16 protein-coding genes and 1 pseudogene are annotated in these 17,762 nt (G+C 71.9%); 7 read left to right on the plus strand and 10 right to left on the minus strand.

Going from position 1 to position 17,762, the window contains the following annotated elements; genetic code table 11:
• Positions 1 to 82 precede the first annotated feature (82 nt).
• The 4 genes and pseudogenes from QCD66_RS31775 to fdxA all read right to left on the minus strand — a co-directional run.
• Complete coding sequence (locus tag QCD66_RS31775) at positions 83 to 712, minus strand: nucleoside/nucleotide kinase family protein (RefSeq protein WP_375732877.1); 630 nt, start codon at positions 710 to 712, stop codon at positions 83 to 85.
• Between the two features lie 52 nt (positions 713 to 764).
• Entirely contained in the window at positions 765 to 1,418 is a 654-nt protein-coding gene (locus QCD66_RS31780) for an SIMPL domain-containing protein (RefSeq protein ID WP_364222043.1), read from the minus strand.
• Positions 1,419 to 1,459: 41 nt separating this feature from the next.
• Entirely contained in the window at positions 1,460 to 2,731 is a 1,272-nt protein-coding gene (gene dapC, locus QCD66_RS31785) for a succinyldiaminopimelate transaminase (protein WP_375732929.1), read from the minus strand.
• Positions 2,665 to 2,922: pseudogene (fdxA, locus tag QCD66_RS31790) on the minus strand (ferredoxin); the annotation flags it as partial. The gene dapC and the pseudogene fdxA, both read right to left, overlap by 67 nt.
• 79 nt (positions 2,923 to 3,001) lie before the next feature.
• On the opposite strand from fdxA, the gene QCD66_RS31795 reads away from it, so the two are divergent.
• A complete protein-coding gene (locus QCD66_RS31795; RefSeq protein ID WP_375732878.1) occupies positions 3,002 to 3,958 on the plus strand; it encodes a GNAT family N-acetyltransferase in 957 nt (318 codons plus the stop codon).
• A 13-nt stretch (positions 3,959 to 3,971) separates the two neighbouring features.
• Here the strand turns inward: QCD66_RS31795 and QCD66_RS31800 are convergent, their stop codons facing one another.
• The 3 genes from QCD66_RS31800 to mshB all read right to left on the minus strand — a co-directional run bounded on the left by QCD66_RS31800 (position 3,972) and on the right by mshB (position 5,947).
• Complete coding sequence (locus tag QCD66_RS31800; RefSeq protein WP_364222054.1) at positions 3,972 to 4,436, minus strand: hypothetical protein; 465 nt, start codon at positions 4,434 to 4,436, stop codon at positions 3,972 to 3,974.
• Positions 4,437 to 4,559: 123 nt separating this feature from the next.
• The gene (locus QCD66_RS31805; protein ID WP_364222057.1) at positions 4,560 to 4,994 is read right to left on the minus strand and encodes a hypothetical protein; all 435 of its coding nucleotides are present in this window, start codon (positions 4,992 to 4,994) and stop codon (positions 4,560 to 4,562) included.
• A gap of 23 nt (positions 4,995 to 5,017) precedes the next feature.
• Positions 5,018 to 5,947 carry an N-acetyl-1-D-myo-inositol-2-amino-2-deoxy-alpha-D-glucopyranoside deacetylase gene (mshB, locus tag QCD66_RS31810; protein ID WP_375732930.1) on the minus strand — a complete coding sequence of 310 codons (930 nt, stop codon included), beginning with the start codon at positions 5,945 to 5,947 and terminating at the stop codon, positions 5,018 to 5,020.
• Between the two features lie 130 nt (positions 5,948 to 6,077).
• On the opposite strand from mshB, the gene QCD66_RS31815 reads away from it, so the two are divergent.
• Complete coding sequence (locus QCD66_RS31815) at positions 6,078 to 8,147, plus strand: prolyl oligopeptidase family serine peptidase (RefSeq protein ID WP_375732879.1); 2,070 nt, start codon at positions 6,078 to 6,080, stop codon at positions 8,145 to 8,147.
• A 42-nt stretch (positions 8,148 to 8,189) separates the two neighbouring features.
• Here QCD66_RS31815 and QCD66_RS31820 read toward each other — a convergent pair whose 3' ends face one another.
• From QCD66_RS31820 to QCD66_RS31830, 3 genes are all read right to left on the minus strand, one after another.
• Entirely contained in the window at positions 8,190 to 9,941 is a 1,752-nt protein-coding gene (locus QCD66_RS31820) for an ABC transporter substrate-binding protein (protein ID WP_364222063.1), read from the minus strand.
• Between the two features lie 128 nt (positions 9,942 to 10,069).
• Positions 10,070 to 11,065: an ABC transporter permease gene (locus QCD66_RS31825; protein ID WP_364222066.1), complete on the minus strand. Its 996-nt coding sequence runs from the start codon at positions 11,063 to 11,065 to the stop codon at positions 10,070 to 10,072.
• A gap of 8 nt (positions 11,066 to 11,073) precedes the next feature.
• Positions 11,074 to 12,096: an ABC transporter permease gene (locus QCD66_RS31830; RefSeq protein WP_407566904.1), complete on the minus strand. Its 1,023-nt coding sequence runs from the start codon at positions 12,094 to 12,096 to the stop codon at positions 11,074 to 11,076.
• Between the two features lie 256 nt (positions 12,097 to 12,352).
• Here QCD66_RS31830 and QCD66_RS31835 point away from each other — a divergent pair, with 256 nt between their 5' ends.
• The 5 genes from QCD66_RS31835 (at position 12,353) to QCD66_RS31855 (ending at position 17,760) form a co-directional block, all read left to right on the plus strand.
• Positions 12,353 to 12,937 carry a Uma2 family endonuclease gene (locus QCD66_RS31835; protein ID WP_375732881.1) on the plus strand — a complete coding sequence of 195 codons (585 nt, stop codon included), beginning with the start codon at positions 12,353 to 12,355 and terminating at the stop codon, positions 12,935 to 12,937.
• Positions 12,938 to 13,021: 84 nt separating this feature from the next.
• Complete coding sequence (locus QCD66_RS31840) at positions 13,022 to 14,458, plus strand: TldD/PmbA family protein (RefSeq protein WP_375732882.1); 1,437 nt, start codon at positions 13,022 to 13,024, stop codon at positions 14,456 to 14,458.
• Complete coding sequence (locus QCD66_RS31845) at positions 14,455 to 15,849, plus strand: TldD/PmbA family protein (protein ID WP_375732883.1); 1,395 nt, start codon at positions 14,455 to 14,457, stop codon at positions 15,847 to 15,849. The genes QCD66_RS31840 and QCD66_RS31845 overlap by 4 nt, the downstream gene beginning before the upstream one ends.
• 159 nt (positions 15,850 to 16,008) lie before the next feature.
• Entirely contained in the window at positions 16,009 to 16,689 is a 681-nt protein-coding gene (locus QCD66_RS31850; protein WP_375732884.1) for a hypothetical protein, read from the plus strand.
• Positions 16,690 to 16,953: 264 nt separating this feature from the next.
• The gene (locus QCD66_RS31855) at positions 16,954 to 17,760 is read left to right on the plus strand and encodes a hypothetical protein (protein WP_364222084.1); all 807 of its coding nucleotides are present in this window, start codon (positions 16,954 to 16,956) and stop codon (positions 17,758 to 17,760) included.
• The last annotated feature ends 2 nt before the right edge of the window (positions 17,761 to 17,762 follow it).

Raw genomic sequence — 17,762 nt, forward strand, 5'->3', positions numbered from 1 at the left:
CGTCCGCCGCTTTGGTTTACCAGCCCGGCCCACGCTCCGCCATCACCCCGCCGGACACTGATTGTGACCGATATCTGGCAGATCATCGATCCACGGAGGACCCCGGCCTGAGCACCAGGTCGGCCCGACCGGCGGTGGCGGCGATCCGTTCCGCGTTCACCTGGTCGGGCCCGTACGCGCGGGCGGTGGCTTCGGCGAGGTCACGGCCGTACCGCACGTGCCGCTCGGTCAGCCGGCGCAGCCGTACGTCCTCGCCGGGATCGAGGAACCACACCTCGTCGAGCAGCGGCCGTACGCCGTCCCACGGGTGCTCGGGCACGAGCAGGTAGTTGCCCTCGGTGACGACCAGCCGTACCGACGGCGGCACCGGGACGGCCCCGGCGACGGGCTCCTCGATCTCGCGGCGGAACTCCGGCGCGTAGACCGTGGCGTCGTCGGGAAACCGCAGCCGACGTAGCAGTGCGACATAACCCGCGCCGTCGAAGGTGTCGATCGCGCCCTTGCGGGCCTGCCGGCCGAGCCGGTGCAGTTCGGCCCCGGCGAGATGGAAACCGTCCATCGGCACCAGAGCGGCCATGTCTCCCAGGGCGGCGACGATCCCGGCGGCCAGGGTGGACTTGCCGGCGCCGGGCGCACCGGCGATGCCGAGCAGCTGGCGTGGGCCCGCGTCGGCGAGGGCACGGGCGCGGGCGATCAGGCTGGGATCGGTCACCGGCCGACTATCCCACCCGGCCACCGCCGTCGGCGCGGGCCGCCGCGCCGGGTCAGTCGGCCAGCACCGTCGGTTCGCTGATCGAGAACCTGGCCTCCACACTGGCCTGCACCGTCTGCACCTGCGGGTCGAGGTCGAGTTCGGGTGCCCCGCCCTTCCCCATCGCGTCGAGATGGAACGCGGCCCGGGTCATCATCGGCTGGTTGGTCATGCCGGTGTCGGCGAGTTCGAGCAGGGCGGTGACCCGGGCACCGAGCGCCCCGGCGTACTCCCGCGCCCGGGCGAGCGCCTCGTCGATCGCCGCCCGGCGGGCGTCGCGGTAGGCCGGGCTGGTCGGGCGCAGCTCCCACCAGGGGCCGGCGACACTGGTCTGCTCCTGATCGGCGAGACGCAACATCAGTTCGCCGAGAACGGTGAAGTCGGTGACGGTCACCGTGGTGGTGACCGAGCCCTGGTAGGCGACCACCCGCTCGCCGGAGCGCTTCAGCTCCGGGCGCACCTGCAGGGTGCCGGTCTCCCGGCGTTCGATCGCGTCGCCGTAGCCGTCGATCAGGGCGCGGACCGCGGCGGCCCGCTCGCCGAGCCGGGTCAGGGTCGCCTGCCGGTCACGGTCCCGGGCCGCCACCGTCACCGCGAACCGGGCCACCTCCGGTGGGACCTCCCGGGTCGCCTCGCCGCGTACCGCCAGAACCGGACCATCGACCATGACCTCAGCCTAGCCACCCGGGGCGGCGGGCGCCGGGAAGGTCAGCGGGCGAGCCGCTCGACCGCCGCGGCGACCCGCTCGTCGGTGGCCGTCAGCGCGACCCGGACGTGCCGCTCCCCCGCCGGGCCGTAGAACGCGCCCGGCGCGGCCAGGATGCCCCGCTCGGCCAGCCAGGTGACCGTCGCCCAGCACTCCTCACCCCGGGTCGCCCAGAGGTAGAGCCCGGCCTCGGAATGCGACAGCTCGAAACCGGCACCGGTGAGCGCGGCCCGCAGCAGTTCACGCCGGGCGGCGTAGCGCCCGCGCTGTTCCTGGACGTGCGTCTCGTCGTCGAGCGCGGCGATCATGGCCGCCTGCACCGGTGCCGGCATGATCATTCCGGCGTGCTTGCGTACGGCCAGCAGCTCGGCGACCAGGGCCGGGTCACCGCCCAGGAAGCCGGCCCGGTAGCCGGCCAGGTTGGAGCGCTTGGACAGCGAGTGGACGGCCAGGAGCCCGTCGTACGAGCCGTCGCAGACCCGCGGATCGAGGATCGAGACCGGCTCGTCCTCCCAGCCCAGCGACAGGTAGCACTCGTCGCTGGCGACGACCGCGCCGCGCTCCCGCGCCCAGTCGACGACCTTGCGCAGGTGGGCCGCGGGCAGCACCCGGCCGGTCGGGTTGGACGGCGAGTTGACCCAGACGAGGCGCACCCGCGGCGTCGGGCCGAGCGCGGTCAGCGAGTCGGTACGCACCACGGTCGCCCCGGCCAGCCGCGCCCCGACCTCGTACGTCGGGTAGCCGACCTGCGGCAGGACGACGACGTCACCGGCGCGTACGCCGAGCAGGGTGGGCAGCCACGCGACCAGTTCCTTGGACCCGATCAGCGGCAGCACACCCAGCCCGTCGGCGGCGGCACCACAGGACCGGCCGAGCCACCGGGTGATCGCCGCCCGCAGTGCCGGCGTGCCGGCGGTGAGCGGGTAGCCCGGCGCGTCCGAGGCCGCGTCGAGGGCAGCCCGGATCAGCGCCGGAACCGGGTCGACGGGCGTGCCGATCGACAGGTCGACGATGCCGTCCGGGTGCCCGGCGGCGAGCCGCTTGGCCGGCTCGAGCAGATCCCACGGGAAGTCGGGCAGCCCCGCCGAGACGGCGGTGACCGGTGGGCCCGCCGCCGGTGTGTCGGCCGGCACGCCGCTCAGTGGCCCTCGCCGCGAGGCGGCTGCGCCGCGACGAACGTCGCGTCCTTCTCCACCTTGCCGACCTTCGACGCACCACCGGGCGAGCCGAGGTCCTCGAAGAACTCGTAGTTGGCGGTGGTGTAGTCCTTCCAGTTCTCCGGGACGTCGTCCTCGTAGAAGATCGCCTCGACCGGGCAGACCGGCTCGCACGCCCCGCAGTCGACACACTCGTCGGGGTGGATGTAGAGCATCCGGTTGCCCTCGTAGATGCAGTCGACCGGGCACTCCTCGATGCACGCCTTGTCGAGCACATCCACGCACGGCTCGGCGATGATGTACGTCACGGGTCATCTCCTCCGCAAGCTACGCCGCGATCATCCGCGGCGGTAAGAGCCTAGTATCTCGCCGGGGAGGGGGTCGATCGTGCTCAGGCAGCAGGATGTGGGACATCGGGTCGTGGTCCGGCGAATTGTCGGGGTCCGAAACGATAGAGCCCTGTATTCCGACGCGCTCGGCGAACTCGTCGATCTCACCGAGACGCATCTCACCATCGCCACCTCCACTGGCCCGCTGAGCGTACCGCTGACCGAGGTGCACCGGGCCAAGCGCGTACCCGCCTCGCGGCGCCCGACCGCCGCGGACGTCGTGGCCCTCGAACTCGCGGCCAACGAGGCGTGGCCGGCACCGGATCAGGACCGGCTCGGCGACTGGCTGCTACGCAGCGCGCAGGGCTGGACCGGGCGGGGCAACTCGGCGCTGCCGGTCGGCGACCCCGACCGGCCCCTGGACGCGGCCGTCGACGCCGTCCAGGACTGGTACGCCACCCGTGGCCAGCCCGCGATGATCAACGTGCCGCTCCCGCTGGCCGGACCGGTCGGCGTGGCGCTCGACGAGCGGGGCTGGGACGCGCGGCCGTTGACGCTGGTCCGCACCACCGGCCTGACCGACCTGCTGGCGGTCCTGCCGCCCCGCGACGACCTGCCGGAAGCACGGCTGGAGCCGGCACCGTCCGCGGACTGGCTGGCCGTCGCCGCCGGCCGCAAGGGTGGTCTGCCGGACGCCGCGCACCACCTGCTGACCGCTGTCGACCGGGTCTGTTTCGTCCACCTGCACGACGACGGCGAACTGGCCGGCACCGCCCGCGGCACGATCACCGGCGGCGGACGCTGGCTGGGCATCGGGCTGGTCGAGGTGGTTTCCACCGCCCGTCGGCGCGGCCTGGCCGCACACATGATCGGGGCGCTCGCCCGGTGGGCGGCCGGGGCGGGGGCGACCGACGCCTTCCTGCAGGTCGAGGAGCGCAACACGCCGGCGGTCACGCTCTACGGGCGGCTCGGCTTCACCACCCACCACACGTATCTGACCCGCGTAGCGCCGTGACGACCGGCGCGGGTCAGCGCCGGACGACCCGCCGGGGCTTGGCCAGCTTGGCCTCGCTGTACTGCTGCAGCGACCGGGAGCGGTAGTCGCGACCGAGCGCGATCAGCACGAGGTAGCCGACCACGGTGCCGCCGAAGGTGAACGCGGCGTAGAGCCAGATCTGCGAGAAGAACGAGCCGGCCCCGTTGGCGAACGGGTACGAGCCGCTGACGAACGGACCGACGAAGACCGTCAGAAGCATGGCGACGAGCACCGCGCCGGCCACGTCGGCGGCCCACCTCGACAGCGGGTGCCGCTGCCCCCAGAGGAACGCGAGCACCGCCAGGATCACCGCGATGACGGCGAACATGCCGAGCGAGACCCGGTCCTCGACCTCGGGATTGGCGTCGAACCCGAACCGGGTGACCAACCGGGCGACGACGTTCACCAGGAACAGCGCCCCTGCGAGCACCCCGATCGGCACCCAACGGTCCTTCATTGCACGCCCTCCCGACATCCAGGTGAACTTCCCGCTAGAACTCTTACCGTTCCCGTGGATGATCCGCCAGGTGGTACGGATAACCGCTTGGACACCATTGGTGGCCGGCGGCGGGTGGCGCGGTCAGCGCGCCGGCGACAGGATCAACCGGAAGCCCATGATGGCAAACGCCATCGAGCCGGTGACGATGGTCGCCAGCCCCACCCAGTTGTCGCCGGTCAGCAGCAGGTCGCCCTCGTCGGTGCGGCCGGCCGCCACGACCATGATCGCGAACCAGGTGAGGGCCGGCAGGGCGACCGCCCACCGCTTGCCGACCGCGCGGTAGGCGAACCAGCTCAGGGCCAGGTTGGCGACGAGTGCGATCAGCGCGGACACCCCGATCAGGTGACCACCGACGCGCACGGTCGCGAAGAGCAGTTCGAGCACGGCGGTCAGCAGGGCCGCCACCACGGCGAGGACGCCACCCACCACCCGCAGGGCGAGGTCGACCGCCGCGGCGTACGCCGGGGGCTTTTCCGGTTCGGGCGGCTGAGCCCCGGACGGCGCCTCGGGTGTCATCAGCGGTGCCGGGCCGGGGCCGGTCACCGTGCCCCGGCGCGCAGTGGCGCGCCGGCCTCGGCCGGGGGCGGTGTGCTGCCGGCCTGGGTCGGCGGGGTGACGTCGGCGGGATCCGGCAGCCCGGCGAACAGGTCGCTCTCCCAGCCGTGCGGCCCGCTGCCCGGCCCCTTCTCGCCGACCGCGAGCGTGTAGTACTCCACACCCATGAACTCGCTGCCGAAGTTGCCGGCGATCGAGTAGAGCCAGGAGGTGTCCGGGATCTGGGTCGCGTGGGCCCGCATCGCCGCCTCCTTCGCGGCGTGCCAGTCGGTGCCGTCGATCCGGGCCGCGATCTGCTCGTCGGGGGTGCCGAACGGGAAGCCGTCGACGTCGTCGATGCCGGCGAACGGGTTGTCGGTCGACGCCCCGAACGCGGCCAGGCCGGCCTCGAGCACGCTGCGCGGCATCGCCGTCCAGTAGATCTTGGCCGGGCCGAAGCCCTCGACCGTCGCGATCTCGGCCGCCCGCATCGCCACCCGGTGTGCCTGGATGTGGTCGGGGTGGCCGTAGAAGCCGTCGGGGTCGTAGGTGACCAGCACCTGCGGGCGGGTCTCCCGCATGATCTCGACCAGGTGCCCGGCGGCCTCGTCGAGATCGGCCCGCCAGAACGCGCGCGGGTTGTCGTTGGTGGGCAGCCCCATCATCCCGGAGTCGCGGTAGCGCCCGGCGCCGCCGAGGAACCGGTGGTCGGCGACCCCCAGGGCCCGGCACGCCGCGTCCAGTTCGGCGATCCGGTAGCCGCCGAGCTGGTCGGCCTCGGCGGCGGCGAGGCCGGCCAGCGCCGGCACGTGGATCTCGCCTTCTTCACCGAGCGTGCAGGTCACCAGGGTCACCTGGGCGCCACCCGCCGCATAGAGGGCCATCGTCGCCCCGGTCCCGATCGCCTCGTCGTCGGGGTGGGCGTGGACCAGCATCAGTCGTCGTGCCACCCGCGTCACTCTACGCGCCGTCCAGTCGCGGCCGGCCGCAGCGCCCGTACGCCGACCCGCGCGTCGACTGCCGCGACCGGCCCCACGGGCAAACACACGGGCCTACGATCCGGGTGTGGACTTTCCCGAGCTGGCGGCGCAGACCAGGCGGTTCACCAGCGGTGCGCCGCGGGCGGTGACCGCCGCCGGGGACGGCGCCCGGGTGCTCTTCCTGCGGTCCACCGGGCCGCGGGACCCGGCCGACGCCCTCTGGCGGCTCGACGTGGTGACGGCGACCGAGCACCTGGTCGCGGCCCCGGGCGTGCTGCTCGACGACGCGGCGACCGTCGAGGGCATCGCCGGCTACGCGACCGACCCGGCGGCGCGGGTCGCCGCGTTCGCGCTCGCCGGCCGCCTCTTCCGCGCCGACCTGGTCGACGGCGGGGTGGTCGAGGTCCCGGCGCCGGGGCCGGTGGCCGATCCCCGGCCCGACCCGACCGGCACCCGCATCGCCTACGTCACCGACGGCACGCTGCGGGTCGTCGGGCCGGACGGCGACGACACGCTGCTCGCCGGTGAGGACAACGGGACACGCTGGGGGGTGGCCGAGCAGGTCGCGGCGGCGGACTTCGGCCGCGACCGCGGCTACTGGTGGGCGCCGGACGGCCGGTCGATCCTCGCCGCCCGCGTCGACGACTCGCGCCTGGCCCGCTGGCACCGGCACGATCCGGCCCACCCCGACGAGCCGCCGCGGACGTACGTCCATCCGCAGGCCGGTGGCCCGAACGCCCAGGTCAGCCTGCACCTGCTCGACCTGGACGGCGGGTGGGTCGACGTGCACTGGGACCGGGAGACCTACCCCTACCTGGTCTCGGTGCACTGGGTCGAGGGCGGGCCGCTGATCACCGTGCTGCGCCGGTTGCAGCAGCACGGGCTGGTGCTCGCCGTGGATCCCCGCACCGGCGAGACGCAGGTGCACGCCGAACTCGCCGACCCGCGCTGGGTCGAGCCGGTCGCCGGCACCCCGGTGCACCTGCCCGACGGTCGGGTGCTGGTCGGCGGCGAGCTGGCCCACGACGGCTACGACGCGCGGTGCCTCTTCGCCGACGGCACCCTGCTGACCCCGCCGTCCCTCTACGTACGGCGGGTCGTCGGCCGGCTGTCCGGCGGCGGCGGGGCACCCGACCTGCTGGTCGAGGCGAGCGACGGCGAACCGAGCCAGCAGCACCTCTTCCGGGTGCGTACGACGGTCGGCGCGGGCGGGATCGAGATCCGCCGGCTGACCCCGGAGCCGGGCTGGCACGTCGGGGCGGTCGGCGGCACGACGGTGGTGGTCGGGGCAGGGTCGCTGGACCGGGCGGGCACCCGCTGGACGGTGTGGCACGACGACGTCGAGGTGACCGAGATCAGGTCGCTCGCCGCGTCCGCGCCGTACGCGCCGCGACCGGTCCTGGAACGGGTCACCGACCGGCGGCTGCCGGCGGCGGTGCTCTATCCGCGCAGCCACGTCGCCGGGCGGCGGCTGCCGGTGCTGGTCGACGTCAACGGCGCTCCGGGCCGGCAGGAGGTGCGGGCCGAGCGGTCGGCCTGGCTGGAGCGGCAGTGGTGGGCCGACGCCGGGTTCGCGGTGGTCACCGTCGACAACCGGGGTACGCCCGGCGTGGCTCCGTCGTTCGAGAAGGCGGTGCACCGGCGGCTGGCGGACGTGATGCTCACCGACCAGGTCGAGGGGCTGACCACGCTGGCCGGCAAGCATCCCGACCTGGACCTGGCGCGGGTGGCGATCCGCGGCTTCTCGTTCGGCGGCTGGCTCGCCGGTCTGGCGCTGCTACGCCGGCCGGACCTCTTCCGGTGCGGGATCGCCGGGACGCCGGTGACCGACTGGACCCTCCACGACACCGCCTACAGCGAGCGCTACCTGGGGCTGCCGGCCGACGCGACCGAGGTCTACGCCCACCACAGCCTGGTCGAGCTGGCCCAGGAACCGGTCGTGGTGCCCGACGACGCCCGCCCGCTGTTGCTGATCCACGGTCTCGCCGACCGGCACGTGGTGCCGGCGCACACGCTGCGCCTGTCGGCGGCGCTGCTGTCGACCGGGCGGCCGCACTCGGTGCTCCCGCTGCCGGCGACCGGGTCCGCCGCCGCGGACGGCACGACCGGCCGCCTGCTGCGGCTGGAACTGGACTTCGTCCGCCGGTCGCTGTGAGCGCGGCGGGGCGCCGCCCGAACGGGCGGCACCCCGGTCCGGCTACTTCGCGTACGCGTTGTAGAGGATGTGGGTTCCGATGTTGTCGGAGAGGAAGACCCCGCCGACCTTCGAGCCGTAGACGCCGGTGAACTTGCTCTGGAAGAGCGGCACGACCGGCACGTACTTCTCCATGATCAGCTGGTCGATCTCGGCCCAGCGCGGACCGGCCTCACCGGCCGGCAGCGCCGCCGCCTCGTCGATCTTGGTGTTGACCTCGTCGGAGTTGAAGTACGACACGTTCGAGTTGCCCTGCGGGCCGAGCCCTCGACCGTCCCACAGCACCGGGATCGTCGACGCGGCGCTCGGCCAGTCGGCGGCCCAGTTGGAGATGTAGATGTCGTACTCGTTGCCCCGGGTCCGGGCGATCGGGTTGTGCTGCGGCGTCTCGACGGTCTTGACGGTGACCTTGAAGCCGGCCTTCTCCAGGCTCTCCTTGACCACCGGGTGGGTGCTCTGGCCGAAGGCGCTGGACCGGGCCATCATCACCAACTCCGGCTGCTTGCCGGCGAGCAGTTCCTTCGCCTTCTCCGGGTTGCCGTTCGGGCCGCCGTCGTACGGGTTCGGGTATTCCGTCCAGCCGATCGTGGTGTCGGCCAGCAGCGTGTGCGTCACCTTGCCACCGGCGTCGCCACCCTGGGTCAGCACGATGCCCTGCTTGTCGATGGCGTACGCGATGGCCTTGCGGACGTTGATGTCGGTGATCCGCTCGTTGTTGATGCTCAGGTAGTAGACGAACGGCTGCGACGTGGAGATCGTGCGCTCCTTGAGCGCCGCGTTGTTCAGCACCTGGTTGACCAGGGCCTGCGGGGCGCCGTTGCTGCTGATCGAGTAGGCGTCGTCACCGGCGTCGGCGATGATCCGCTCGGTCTGCGCGGTGTTGTCCGGGCCGATCTCCCAGACGTAGCTGTCCGGGTAGTCGTGCCGCAGCGGGTCGGTGGCGGCGTCCCAGTGCTCGTTGCGCTCCAGCACCAGGCGGGTGTCCTTGATGTACTCCTTGATCTTGTACGGTCCGGACGAGAAGATCCGCCGGTCGTACTCGGTCTTGGTGTCCTTGGCCGGCGGCACCGGCGCGGTGGTCGGGAGTGACACCGCGAACGGCAGGTCGCAGTGCGGCTGGTTGAAGGTGAAGACCAGGGTGTGGTCGTCGCGGACCTCGAGGCCCGGGACGTCGGTGTTGCCGGAGGTGTACGGACCCTTGTAGGTCTCGTTGTAGGCCGGGCTGTCGGCCAGCCACTCCTGGATGTAGGTGGCGCCGCCGTCGATGGTCTCCTCGAAGGAGCGGGCGATGCCGTACGCGACGTCGGCGGCCTTGACCTCGGTGCCGTCCTCGTACTTGATGCCCTTCTTGAGCTTGTATTCCCAGACCTTGCAGTCGTTGTTGACGTCGGTGCCGGGGGTCTCGGCCAGGTCGCCGATCAGGGTGAGCTTGCCCTCGCCGTCCTCGCGGAACTGGGTCAGCGTCCGCACGATCATGTGCTGCGCCGCCATCGCGTTGACGGTGTAGGTCCGCTGCGGGTCGAGGTGCTCGAAGTCGCTCTGCTGGATCACCCGGATGGTGCCGCCGCGCTTGGCGCCGGGCACCTCGGGCGCCGGCCCCTGCGACTCCTTCGGATCGGTGGCGATGGCGCTGGTCTTCTGCTGGACCTTCTCGTCCTCGGTACCGGACTCGCCGGTGTTCTCCGAGCACGCGGCCAACGCCGACGCCAGGACCAGGGCCACGCCCGTCGCGGCAACCGCACGTCTTGGTCGCATCAGTCGTCCCTCCCGATACTGGAAGACGAAGAAATCCTCCGCCTAGATGATGATGAATGTATATTTCTTTCGGATAACGCGTGGACAACGAGTCCGATCGATGATCGGAGCGTCGCCGGCGCGGCCGGTCAGCCCAGCCGCACCCTCGGATCGATCACCGCGTAGAGGGCGTCGACGACGACGTTGGCGACGACGATGAAGACCGCGGCCAGCAGCACGGTGGCCATCACGACCGGCATGTCGAGGTTGATCGCGGCGTTCAGCGACGCCTTGCCCAGCCCGGTGAACCCGAAGATCGTCTCGGTGATCACCGTGCCGCCCAGGTAGGTGCCGAGGTCGAGGCCGGCGATGGTGACGATCGGCGTGATCGCCGCCCGCAGCGCGTGCCGCACGTGCACCCGGCCTTTGGACAGGCCCTTCGCCCGGGCCGTACGGACGAAGTCCTCCGACAGCGTCTCCACCATCTGCGCCCGCGACAGCCGGGCGTACGACGCGGAGTTGAGGAAGCCGAGCGCGATCCAGGGCAGGATCATCGCGCTCGCCCAGGCCAACGGGTTGTCGGTGATCGGCACATAGGTCGGGTAGCCGAGCAGGCCGGACTCGTAGACGAACACGATCAGCAGCAGCGGACCGAAGAGCAGGATCGGCATCGAGGCACCGATCAGCGAGACGCCGACCGCGCCCCGGTCGAACACCGTCCCCCGGCGCAGCGCGGACACCATGCCGACGGTGATGCCGATGAGCAGCCACACCACGGCCGCGCCCGAGACGATGCTCAGCGTCACCGGCAGGGTCCGGCCGACGATCTCCGAGACCGGCTCGTCGTTGCGGAACGAGAAGCCGAGACAGGGCGCCGGGCACTCCCGGGCCGCGTCGCCCTCGCCGAACGTACGCCCGACGAAGATTCCCTTCATGAACTCGCCGTACTGCTGCGGCACCGGGGCGTCCAGCCCCATCCGGGACTCGATCATGGCGAGCCGGTCCGGGCTGCACACCTTCTGGTTGCCACACATCAGCTCGGCCGGGTTGTTCGGTACGGCGAAGAACAGCCCGAACGTCAGCACGCTCACCGCGAGCAGGGTGCTGACCGCGAGCAGCAGCTTCTTGATGACGAACCGCAGCACGCCGCCCCCTACCGGTCCGACTTCGGGTCGAGCGCGTCGCGCAGCGCGTCGCCGAAGAGGTTGAAGGAGAGCACCAGCAGGAAGAGGGTGGTGCCGCCGACCAGGGTGAAGGTCGGCACCTCGCGGACGAACCGGACGCTCTCGCTGATCAGCCGGCCGAGGTCGGGCGTCGGCTCGAGAATGCCGATGCCGAGGAACGACAGGGCCGCCTCGGCGGTGATCAGCGCCGGCACGTTGAGTGAGAAGGTGACCAGGATCGGCGCCCACAGGTTGGGCAGCAACTGGCGGAACATGATGTGCCCGAGACCCGCCCCGGACGCCCGCGCCGCCTCGACGAAGTCCCGCTCCCGCAGCGACAGCACCTGGCCGCGGACCAACCGCGCGGTGTAGGTCCAGTTGAACATCACGAAGATCATGATCAGCAGTACGGGCCGGAACCAGGTCGGCTCGGCGTCACGCACCCCGTAGAACTGGTTCACCGCCACCGGGATGAACGCGAAACAGAAGATGTAGAACGGGAACGCCATCGTCAGGTCGACGAACCAGGTCACGACCGCGTCGAACCGGCCGCCGACGTAGCCGGCGAAGATGCCGATCAGGATGCCGAGCGCGATGGTCAGCACCGCCGCGGTGAACGCCACCATCAGCGAGGTACGCAGCCCGTAGACGAGCTGGATGAAGACGTCACGGCCGATGTTCGGCTGGATGCCCAGCCAGTGGTCGGCGTCCACACCGGCGTAGCCGAGCGGGAAGCCGTTGCGGTCCAGCCGCGCCGGGAAGCGGTCGAGCGGCCCCTTGCCGTAGAGCCGCTCGATCAGCGGCGCGGCCACCGCCACCAGGACGAAGAACACCAGCATCCCGCCGCTGACCATGGCGACCTTGTCGCGGCGCAGCCGCCGCCAGGCGAGCTGGCCGGGCGACCGGCCGACGATGTCGATCCGATCCGCCGCCTTTCCTACCGGGGCATCCGGCGGCGGGCTCTCGTCCGGCTCCGCAGCGGCCTTGACAAGGCCGACCGGCTGCTCGCTCATGCCGCCTCCCCTCGTCGGCTCCCCCGTCCCCCCGGACGCGGGCGGCATCGACGACGACCGCGAAAGGAACCTGCAATGAGCCTCTGCCCGCGAAAATAATCTACGAAGGGTCGGCGGGGCCACCCCGCCCGGCGTAACGACTGTGCATCAGGCATGAACGCAGGTCAATAACCCGGGCCCGGGCCGCACCGAAGCGGATCCGCCCGGTAATTCACCTGTTCCGTCACCCTTCCCGCACACGGGGCATGATGAGACCGTGGCCGCGACCACGATGCGGCCGGAAGGGGCGACGACGACCGTGGCGATGATCGATCGGGCCGGGCCGTGGACCGAGGAGGAGTACCTCGCCCTCGACCAGACCTCCGAACGCGTCGAACTCTTCGACGGAAGCCTCCACATGACCCCCGCACCCACCCTTCGGCATCAGAACATGTCCGCCGAGTTGTGGTTGACGCTTCGCTCAGCGGCACGCGCAGTCGGCCTCCGCGCTCTCGAAGCGATCAATGTCCGCCTGAGGGACGCCCGACTGGTTATCCCCGATGTCGTCGTCATCGACGACATCGGCCTGGACAGGCTGGTGGTGGACGCCCCTTCGGTGCATCTGATCGCGGAGATCACCTCGGCGAGCAACGCGGCCGCCGACAAGGTGTTCAAGATGCACTGCTACGCCGCCGCGAAGATCGGCCGGTACCTGATCGTCGAGCAGGACACGAAGAACCTGCGCCTCTACCGGCTGCGCGGGGTGTCCTACGTGGAGCACGCGGTCGTGCGGCCCGGCGAGGTGCTGCGACTGACCGAGCCGGTCGCCGTCGACATCCGCCCCGAGGATCTGCACACCTGACGCAGGGCGACACCTCGCCTACAGTGGCTTCACTGTGACCCGGCTCGACCGGCCGGGACCCGGCGACGACCGGCGAGGAGACGCATGACGCATTTCGACGCGGCCACCGCGGCCGTACAGGCGGCACTCGACGCGGGGGCGCGCTACGCCGACGCCCGGCTCATGCACCGCCGCCACGAGTCGATGTCGGCCCGCAACGGCGAGGTCGAGCAGCTCGGCCAGAGCGAGGACGCCGGCATCGGCGTACGGGCACTGGTGGGCTCGAGCTGGGGCTTCTACGCCGTACCCGAGCTTTCCGACGCCGCCGCCCGCGCGGCCGGCGCCCGGGCCGCGGAGATCGCCGCGGCGAGTGCGACGGTGCCCGGCCGGGACAGCGGCCTGATCCCGGTCGACGGCCGCAGCGGCTCGTGGGCGTCGCCGTGCGAGATCGACCCGCTGACGATCGCGCTGAGCGACAAGGGCGACCTGCTGGTCCGGGCGACCGAGACGATGCGCGCGAACGGTGCCGACCTGGCCGAGGCCGACTACCAGGTCTGGGACACCACGAAGTGGTTCGTCTCCAGCGAGGGGCACCGGGTCGACCAGCGGGTCCGGGAGTGCGGCGGAGGCATCCGGGCGACCGCGATCGGGGCCGGCGAGACGCAGCGCCGCTCGTACCCGAGCAGTTCGGGCCACTACGGCACCCAGGGCTGGGAGCTGATCGGGGCGATGGACTTCGACGCCCACGCGGCGCGGATCGCCCAGGAGGCGCGCGAGCTGCTGACCGCGCCGCAGTGCCCGGCCGGCGAGACGACGCTCATCCTCGGCGGCGAGCAGATGGCGTTGCAGATCCACGAGTCGGTCGGCCACGCCATCGAACTCGACCGGATCCTGGGCTGGGAGGCGGCCTTCGCCGGCACCTCCTGGCTCGACCTCGGCCAGCTCGGCAGCCTCCGCTACGGCTCGGAACTGATGAACGTGACGATCGACCCGACGATCCCCGGGGCGCTGGGCAGCTTCGGCTTCGACGACGAGGGCACTCCGGCGAGCCGCCGCGACGCCGTACGCGAGGGGCGCTGGGTGGGCGTGCTGGCCGGGCGGGACTCGGCGGCGGCCGCCGGCCTCGACTACGCCGGCAGCGTGCGCGCCGACGGCTGGTCCCGGCTGCCGATGGTGCGGATGACCAACGTCGGGCTCGAACCCGGCCCGCACACGCTGGAGGAGATGATCGCCGCCACCGACGACGGGGTGCTGATGGACGTCAACCGGTCCTGGTCGATCGACGACCAGCGGCTCAACTTCCAGTTCGGCTGCGAGATCGGCTGGGAGATCAAGAACGGCCGGCGGGGCCGGATGCTGCGCAACCCGACCTACACCGGGATCGGGCCGCTGTTCTGGCGCTCGATGGACATGCTGTCGTCGGAGACGTTCGCGTGGGGCACGCCGGACTGCGGCAAGGGGCAGCCCGGCCAGGTCGGCCACACCGGCCATCCGGCGGCGCCCGCCCGGTTCACCGGCGTACGGATCGGGGTGCGCGGATGAGCGCCGACTTCTCGGGCCGGGCCGAACTGGATCTCGCCGCCCGGACGGTCGAACTCGTCCGGCGGGCCGCCGGGCCGGCCGCCCAGGCGGAGGTCTTCACCGACCGGGTGGCGCAGGCTCTGACCCGGTTCGCCAACTCGGCGATCCACCAGAACGTCGCCGACACCGCGGTCACCGTACGGCTACGGCTGCACCTGGACGGGCGTACGGTCACCGGCTCCACGACCATGGTCGACGAGCCCGGGTTGCGGGCCCTGGTCGACCGGGTGATCGCCGCCGTCCGGGTCTGCCCGCCGGATCCGGGCTGGCCGGGGCTGACCCCGCCGGCCCCGGTCGTCGATCCGGGGCGGTTCGACGAGGCGACCGCCAACGCGTCCGCCGACGACCGGGCCGCCCGCGTACGCGCGTTCGTCGACGCCGCCGCCGGCCTGGAGGCGGCCGGCTACTGCCTGACCCGGAACTGGTCGGCGGCCTTCGTCAACAGCGCGGGCCAGGCGGTGACCGGCCGGACCGTGGCGACCGCGATGGCCGGTGTCGCCCGCGGCGGCGCCGACGGGGTGGCCCGGCTCGCGTCCGGCCGGCTCGCCGATCTCGACGGTGCCGTGCTCGGGGCGCGGGCGGCGGCGAAGGCACGGGCCGGTGCCGATCCGGTGGAGTTGTCGCCGGACCGCTACGAGGTGGTGCTGGAGCCGACGGCCGTCGCCGACCTGCTGCAGAGCCTGGCGCTGTGGGGGTTCAACGGCAAGGTGGTGGGTGAGCGCCGTTCGTTCGCCGAGCCGGGCAAGCCGCAGTTCGATCCGGCGATCACGCTGCGCGACGACGCGCCGAACGGGCTCGGCCTGCCGTTCGACTACGAGGGCACCCCGCGGGCGCCGCTGACGCTGGTCGATGCCGGACGGACCACCGCAGTCACCCACGACCGGCGCACGGCGGCCGCGGCCGGGACGGCGTCGACCGGGCACGCGCCGCCGACCGACAACCCGTGGGGCCCGGCAGCGGGCAACCTGGGGCTCGTTCCGGCGTCCGGCGGTCCCGCACCGACCGAGGTGGCCGGTCCGGCGGTCGACTCCGACAGCGCCGACCTGGTGTCCGGGGTGGAGCGGGGCCTGTTGATCACCGACTTCTGGTATACGCGGGTGCTCGACCCGCGCAGTCTGGTGATGACCGGCCTGACCCGTAACGGGGTCTGGCTGATCGAGGACGGGGTGGTCACCAGGCCGGTCCGCAACCTGCGCTTCACCCAGTCCTATCCACAGGCGCTGGCACCGGGTGCGGTCCTCGCCCTGGGCCGGCGGGCCACGCTGCTGCCGGACGAGTGGCACCCGTCGACCTGGTCGGCGCCGGCCATGCGGCTGGCCTCCTGGAACTTCACCGGCGGCGCCTCGGGCTGACGTTGACGCAGCCATCAGGTCGTCGTAGCTTAGGTAAGCCTTACCGCACGAGTAGGGCCAACCGGTTGCGGGTGGCACGGACATGGTCGGCCGTGCCACCCGACGGACCGGGCGACGCGGGGGATGCCACGGTCGCCCATCAATGCTTGACTGTCGGGCGTGACAGACGACGCCCCCGCGAGCGGACGAGCCGACCCCACTCCCGGCGGTCCCGGCGGCCGGGCCGCCGACCCGTCAGCCGCGAAGACCGTGCCCACCGGGCCGGACGAGCCGGGCGAGCGGCCCCATCGCCGCCGCCGGCTCTGGATCGCCATCGCCGCCGGCGTGTTCGGCACGCTGGTCCTGGTGGGGTGCGTCGGGGCGGCGGGGCTGGCCGTCGTGCTCGGCCGGACGGCCGACGAGGTCGAGCGGGTCACCCACGGGCGCGACCGCGTGCAGACGGCCTGCCTCGAACTGGAGACCAGGCTCAACCGGCTGTCCCCACCCGGGGCCGCGCCGACCCCGCAACGCCGGGCGACCGCGATCCGCGACGAGAACGCGGCGGTCCGGCCGTTCCTGGTCGAACTCGACGAACTGCGTCAGCGGCACGACGGCGGAGACCTCGACGACCTCGACGATGACGACGATGACGACCGGTCCGGCTGGGAGCAGGGCTGGCTGCGCCTGGTCGACGCCCGGGTGGCGTACGCCGACGCCCTCGACCGGCAGGCGGCGAGCGGCGACCCCGCGTTCTTCATCGCCCCCCGCACGGGCGAGGGCCGGCCGGTGGTCGACCGGCTGGTGGAGGGGCCGCCGTCGTGCGCCGGCACGGTCCGGCGGCTGGCCGCCCCCGACCTGTGACGAACAGTGATATTGATGGATATACCCACATCCACACTAGAATTACGCCAGATTCTTTCGTAACCTGCGGGACACACGCGGGCTGCTGTTATGGGTGCGGCCGGCCGCGTGCGGCGTAACGTGTGCACCGGACTGCGCCGTTATGCGGTGGGCGCAGTAAGGCAGCGCCCGGTGGCGAGGTCGTGGATGTGCCCCCCGTGTCCACGGACCCCGCCTTGATTTCCGTGCCCGGCGCACAGACCGGGCCCCGTCAGGGAGACAGTAATGACGACTACGGCAACGAGGCCGGGCGGACCGCGGCGGCGCGCCGCGATCTCGGCGAAGACGTTGCGTACGGACCGCTGGTGGCTTCCCCCACTTATCACGGTCATCGGCCTCGGCGCCTGGGTCGCCTACGCCACCATCCGAGTTTTCATGCACAAGTGGTACTGGGTCGAGGACTTCCATTACCTGACCCCGTTCTACTCGCCCTGCGTCACCGAACGGTGCGTGCCTGAGGCGGCCCACTTCGGTCGCTTCCTGCCGGGCTGGTGGATCATCCCGGACGCGGCGATGACCCTGCCGTTCCTGCTGCTGTTCCGGCTCACCTGCTACTACTACCGCAAGGCCTACTACCGGGCGTTCTGGCTCTCCCCGCCGGCCTGCGCGGTCCCCGACGGCCACAAGACCTACTCCGGCGAGACCCGCTTCCCGCTGGTCGGGCAGAACCTGCACCGCTACGCGTTCTACGCCGCCGTCATCATCTCGCTGATCAACACCTGGGACGCCGTCCTCGCCTTCCGCAGCCCCGAGGGCTTCGGGTTCGGGCTCGGCAACGTCATCCTGGTCGGCAACGTGGTGATGCTGTGGGCATACACGCTGTCCTGCCACTCCTGCCGGCACATCGCCGGCGGCCGGCTCAAACACTTCTCGAAGCACCCGGTGCGCTACGCGTTCTGGACGTTCATCTCCAAGCTCAACGTCCGGCACATGCAGCTCGCCTGGATCACGCTCGGCACGCTGGCCTTGACCGACTTCTACGTGATGGCGCTGTCCGCCGGCTGGATCAACGACCTGCGGTTCATCAACTGAGG

Origin of the sequence: Polymorphospora sp. A560 (assembly GCF_045781765.1) — a bacterium.
GTDB classification, from domain to species: Bacteria; Actinomycetota; Actinomycetes; order Mycobacteriales; family Micromonosporaceae; genus Polymorphospora; species Polymorphospora lycopeni.

What these genes read in the sequence shown, in the direction of transcription:
- QCD66_RS31805 (WP_364222057.1), bottom strand. Translation starts at nt 4,994, where the DNA reads ATGACACCCGAGGCGCCGTCCGGGGCTCAGCCGCCCGAACCGGAAAAG.
- QCD66_RS31855 (WP_364222084.1), top strand. Translation starts at nt 16,954, where the DNA reads ATGACGACTACGGCAACGAGGCCGGGCGGACCGCGGCGGCGCGCCGCG.
- QCD66_RS31840 (WP_375732882.1), top strand. Translation starts at nt 13,022, where the DNA reads ATGACGCATTTCGACGCGGCCACCGCGGCCGTACAGGCGGCACTCGAC.
- QCD66_RS31830 (WP_407566904.1), bottom strand. Translation starts at nt 12,096, where the DNA reads ATGAGCGAGCAGCCGGTCGGCCTTGTCAAGGCCGCTGCGGAGCCGGAC.
- QCD66_RS31820 (WP_364222063.1), bottom strand. Translation starts at nt 9,941, where the DNA reads ATGCGACCAAGACGTGCGGTTGCCGCGACGGGCGTGGCCCTGGTCCTG.
- QCD66_RS31845 (WP_375732883.1), top strand. Translation starts at nt 14,455, where the DNA reads ATGAGCGCCGACTTCTCGGGCCGGGCCGAACTGGATCTCGCCGCCCGG.
- mshB (WP_375732930.1), bottom strand. Translation starts at nt 5,947, where the DNA reads ATGCTGGTCCACGCCCACCCCGACGACGAGGCGATCGGGACCGGGGCG.
- QCD66_RS31800 (WP_364222054.1), bottom strand. Translation starts at nt 4,436, where the DNA reads ATGAAGGACCGTTGGGTGCCGATCGGGGTGCTCGCAGGGGCGCTGTTC.
- QCD66_RS31780 (WP_364222043.1), bottom strand. Translation starts at nt 1,418, where the DNA reads ATGGTCGATGGTCCGGTTCTGGCGGTACGCGGCGAGGCGACCCGGGAG.